At 43.8% G+C, this 4,025-nt stretch carries 7 protein-coding genes and 1 pseudogene; 5 read left to right on the top strand and 3 right to left on the bottom strand.

Annotated elements, in window-relative coordinates; translation table 11 throughout:
* The first annotated feature begins 401 nt into the window (after positions 1-401).
* Together B7X71_RS13160 and B7X71_RS17935 are read left to right on the top strand one after the other, a co-directional pair.
* Positions 402-668, top strand: coding sequence for a diguanylate cyclase (locus tag B7X71_RS13160; protein ID WP_293600977.1), 267 nt, complete (start codon positions 402-404; stop codon positions 666-668).
* A complete protein-coding gene (locus B7X71_RS17935; protein WP_293597777.1) occupies positions 668-928 on the top strand; it encodes a diguanylate cyclase in 261 nt (86 codons plus the stop codon). The genes B7X71_RS13160 and B7X71_RS17935 overlap by 1 nt, the downstream gene beginning before the upstream one ends.
* Here the strand turns inward: B7X71_RS17935 and B7X71_RS13165 are convergent.
* On the bottom strand, positions 895-1,263 hold the full coding sequence (locus tag B7X71_RS13165) for an HD domain-containing phosphohydrolase (protein WP_293597778.1): 369 nt from the start codon (positions 1,261-1,263) through the stop codon (positions 895-897). The genes B7X71_RS17935 and B7X71_RS13165 overlap by 34 nt on opposite strands.
* Positions 1,260-1,916: an HD domain-containing protein gene (locus tag B7X71_RS13170; protein WP_293600978.1), complete on the bottom strand. Its 657-nt coding sequence runs from the start codon at positions 1,914-1,916 to the stop codon at positions 1,260-1,262. Before B7X71_RS13170 ends, B7X71_RS13165 begins: the two co-directional genes overlap by 4 nt.
* Before the next feature lie 17 nt (positions 1,917-1,933).
* Here B7X71_RS13170 and B7X71_RS13175 point away from each other — a divergent pair, with 17 nt between their 5' ends.
* From B7X71_RS13175 to B7X71_RS13185, 3 genes are all read left to right on the top strand, one after another.
* Positions 1,934-2,905: a TSUP family transporter gene (locus B7X71_RS13175; protein ID WP_293597780.1), complete on the top strand. Its 972-nt coding sequence runs from the start codon at positions 1,934-1,936 to the stop codon at positions 2,903-2,905.
* Between the two features lie 119 nt (positions 2,906-3,024).
* Complete coding sequence (locus B7X71_RS13180; protein WP_293597781.1) at positions 3,025-3,450, top strand: universal stress protein; 426 nt, start codon at positions 3,025-3,027, stop codon at positions 3,448-3,450.
* Positions 3,451-3,520: 70 nt separating this feature from the next.
* Positions 3,521-3,757, top strand: coding sequence for a hypothetical protein (locus B7X71_RS13185; protein ID WP_293597782.1), 237 nt, complete (start codon positions 3,521-3,523; stop codon positions 3,755-3,757).
* 12 nt (positions 3,758-3,769) lie between these two features.
* On the opposite strand, the pseudogene B7X71_RS13190 reads toward B7X71_RS13185, so the two are convergent.
* Positions 3,770-4,025 (bottom strand): annotated as a pseudogene (locus B7X71_RS13190) (arsenical resistance protein ArsH); the annotation flags it as partial.

Here is a 4,025-nt window from a genome sequence, read left to right on the forward strand (position 1 = left end):
AGTAGATTTATTGCTCGTCGCAATCATGACTGCATTTATTGTTGTTACTTGGCGCTTCAATAGCGCATTTAAGGGAATGCGGGAGTGGGTTTTAGCCTTTGCCTGCGCATCAAGCAATCTATCCCTCTTTATTCTGAGACCAAAGATAAACCCCATAGAACTGAATCTAGCACCTCTGGCACTCCTGATGTCTACGGGTTTATTTACCCTATCAAGCTGCCTTCATTACATCAATAATAAAATTAGCATCAGTAAGGTGTATTTGTTTGCCATCCTCCCGACCCTTGCAGTTTCAACTTATTTTGCAGACCTGCAACCCAACCAACCAACCAGTGGGTTTTCTCATCACTGGCCTAGTAACTGGATGTTTTTTATTATCGGCGGATTGAATCTCAGGAGGGATGGTATTAAATCGCACCCCATTAGATACGCTCTTTCGGCTCCTTTTTTTTGCGCAACTTCGTAAAGCCGACAGTCTATCCTCAAGATTAAAGACGCCCCTTGCAATATTGACGGTTGATTTAGATCACTTAAAATCAATCAATGATCGATATGGCCATCAGGCGGGTGATGAGGCTCTCATCTCTTTTGCCCGCATTGCAGGGCAGTGCATTCGAAATGGGGATGGGATCGGAAGAGTTGTCGGGGGGAGTTTTCTATCCATCTAATGAATACCAATACTGATAGCGCAAGGATTATTGAATCTACTCCAGTAAAACTCATATACGGGGAAATTCACTACTCTGCAAGTATTGGTATAGCTCGCTACGATGAAAATCTAGGTATAGGCAGCGTAGTTGATTTAGCAGATCGAGCCCTTTATCTAGCTAAGAAAAACGGCAGAAATCGGGTTGAGATGGCTAACTGGGGCCAGTTAGCCGATCTAATATCCGATCAGGAATCGCGATATGTTTTTTCGATCTCTTGAAAGTGAGCCTGCTCTGCAATAAACGCATCCACGATTGCTGGATCAAATTGAGCACTCCGCTTCGAAAGAATTTCATGAGCGGCCTGCTCATGTGACCACGCATTCTTATAAACACGTTTACTGACCAAAGCATCATACATATCGGCTAATGACATGATTCTGGCTTCCAGCGGAATATTGTCGCCACGCAAATCACGGGGGTAGCCAGAGCCATCCCACTTCTCATGATGCCCACCAGCAATACGAATGGCCTTGACGATGACGTCTTCCTCATCATTTGCATTCTTTTCAATCGTATTCAAGACGGATTCGCCAATGGTCGTGTGGGTTTTCATAGTGGCCCACTCTCCTCATCCGTTAGCGGACCATTCTTCTTTAGGATGCCATCTGGAATGCCAATTTTTCCAATGTCATGAAGTGGCGTCGCTTTTACAAGCAAATCAATCGACTCATCGGATAGCTGATCTAGATAGTGGCCGTTGATACGAAGTCGTAATGCTAATGCCCTGACGTAGTTCTGAGTGCGAACAATGCGATTACCAGCTTCATCATCACGTTCTTTTGCCAAGGCATTCAATGAGGATAAGAGTTGTAGCTCCGATTGCTCCGCTTTTTTCTTAGCAAACTCAATCTTTATGTCATGAAACTCTTGATTGAATTTCTCTTTTTTCCTTTCAGCAATAGAGATCACTAGACCCGTAAAAAACACATATCGCAGAAGGTCAAATATCAGCAAGAATACGAAAGAAATTACATTGAGAGCGCCACCCCTTGAGGCAAAATTGACCCCATAAAAAAGAATTGTCACTAATCTGATCACCCAAACCAATCCACCAACATAGAAGATGATTGCCAGTGCCGAGGCTAATGAAATTTGTGATTTTTTGTAAAACTGATGGGCTAGGTAGCCTCCGAACAATCCCAAGCACGCGCTTACGGAGGCAATCACAATAGGCTGATAGCGGGGGTCAGATAGACTGCCAATCAAAAAATAATCCAGCAAAAATGAAACCGGCTAATACCAAGCTATTGAAAACTGCCCTCAATATGCCAATGGATTTTCCGTTCAAGCTAAACAAAGAGTGCCTGAGTATCTCTATTTATGTTCTATTGACAGAATCACGCGCCTACCGACACCCACGCTTTACAATCAAAATACCGATTACTCCCGCCCCACAATATCAAGGTTCACCAAGAGAATACATGCTTGATCTTTCATTTTTTGACCTCAGCCTATTGCTTTCCTGTGCACTCTTCGCCGGCCTGGTTGACTCCATTATTGGTGGCGGTGGAATGATTCAAGTACCAGCCCTTTTTTCAGTCTTACCAGGCTTCCCTCCTGCTACCCTGCTCTCAGTAAATAAGTTCGGGTCTATCGTAGGGACAATTGGGTCAGCCATTCAATACAGTCGAGCAAATAAGAGCCCCTGGGGCTTAGTAATTATCTCCTCTTCGTTCGCCTTTTTTGCCTCGGTTGCAGGGGCCTACCTTGTGACTCAATTACCAACCGAATGGCTCAGAGGTGCACTGCCTTTTTTATTATTGGCACTACTGATCTTCAATATTAAATCCAGCGCTGGATTGGTTCACGCACCGAAGCACCACCACCATAAACAAAAAGCGATCGCATCGACTGGTGCTGGCATCATTGGTTTTTATGATGGTTTCCTCGGGCCTGGAGCTGGAGCTTTTTATAAGCTCTTCTATACCCGCGTACTGGGGTTTGACTTTTTACGCTCTGCTGCGCCTGCTAAGTATCTCAATATTGCCTCTAATTTAGGCGCACTGTGCGTATTTTTCTATCTCGACTATTTTGACTGGCAACTGGGTTTATTGATGGCTAGCGCCAATCTTGTGGGCGGTCAAATTGGCACCAAGATTGCAATCAAGCATGGCAACTCCTTTATTCGTAAAGGCTTCTTCATTCTAGTGACGCTACTCATTATCAAAACCTTCTACGACGCCTTTCTGAAATAAATCAGCGCCTATGCAACAACCCGGATGAATCTGGCACTTTTTCGTAGATTTATAGTAATTTTCATAGTAAATTAGATAAATGCAGGTGCAGTTTATTAACTACAAAAACAGAGGGACAAATGAAAATATTATTACCAGTTGACGGCTCCAAGTCTTCGCTTAATGCAGCTAAGTATGTTGGGAAGTTGGCTAAAGATTTGCGCAGCGAATGTACAGTAACTTTGATCAGCATCCATGACGATATTGGTCTTGGTCATGTAAAGCAATTTGTGGCTAATAGCGTAATCGATGACTACCTCCGTGAAGTTAGCGAGAAAGAGCTCAAAGGAGCCCAAAAAGCTCTTGATGCAGCCGGCGTAAAACACAGCATGGTAATTAAGCGTGGTAACGTTGCCAACGAAATTATCACTCTAGCCAACAAAGAAAAGTTTGATCTGATCATTATGGGATCAAAAGGCAGAAGCGGCATTGTTGACGCCATCATGGGCTCTGTTGCCCAAAAGGTAAGCAATGCAGCTAAGCAGCCTGTTCTATTGATTAAATAAGTACCAAGGCTAATCATCAGATTACCTTCAATAGGCCGTTCTAGTGACGGCCTTTTTTATGGGTTACTAAATGAGTATTTTGCTTCTATTACTTGCACCAGGAATTTTTGCCATCTACTGGTTGATTCGCCTGCAGTTATGCCTGTCTAGAGTTCGTTATTTAGTGGATACCTACGGCTTGGATCGCAAAAAATTGCGGAAACTATCCTGCAAGGAACTGAAGAATCTCCGAACATCTATTAATGAACTCAGGCAGGCTAATGATGCCTTTGGCTTAGAGGCTCTTGTAAGAGCATATAGGGCTTAATGCGTTGATAGATTAAATTGAGCGCTGATTCACCCGCCTAGATAACTCCTGGGCAGACTCTTTTCGCTCGCTATAGCGATCAGTCAAGTATTCACTAATTCCACGAGTCAGTAATGTGAACTTGTAGAGCTCCTCCATGACATCTACCACGCGATCGTAGAAAGAGGATGGCTTCATACGTCCATCCTCCTCAAACTCTGTGAAAGCTTTGGCTACAGAAGATTGATTGGGAATGGTGATCATCCTCATCCATCGCCCCAAGATGCCA

The sequence above is a fragment of the Polynucleobacter sp. 39-46-10 genome, from assembly GCF_002282275.1.

Bases quoted from the DNA above. Each gene is read 5' to 3' on its own strand.
- B7X71_RS13160 (WP_293600977.1), top strand. From the start codon at position 402: ATGGTATTAAATCGCACCCCATTAGATACGCTCTTTCGGCTCCTTTTT.
- B7X71_RS17935 (WP_293597777.1), top strand. From the start codon at position 668: ATGAATACCAATACTGATAGCGCAAGGATTATTGAATCTACTCCAGTA.
- B7X71_RS13165 (WP_293597778.1), bottom strand. From the start codon at position 1,263: ATGAAAACCCACACGACCATTGGCGAATCCGTCTTGAATACGATTGAA.
- B7X71_RS13175 (WP_293597780.1), top strand. From the start codon at position 1,934: ATGAAACCGGCTAATACCAAGCTATTGAAAACTGCCCTCAATATGCCA.
- B7X71_RS13180 (WP_293597781.1), top strand. From the start codon at position 3,025: ATGAAAATATTATTACCAGTTGACGGCTCCAAGTCTTCGCTTAATGCA.
- B7X71_RS13185 (WP_293597782.1), top strand. From the start codon at position 3,521: ATGAGTATTTTGCTTCTATTACTTGCACCAGGAATTTTTGCCATCTAC.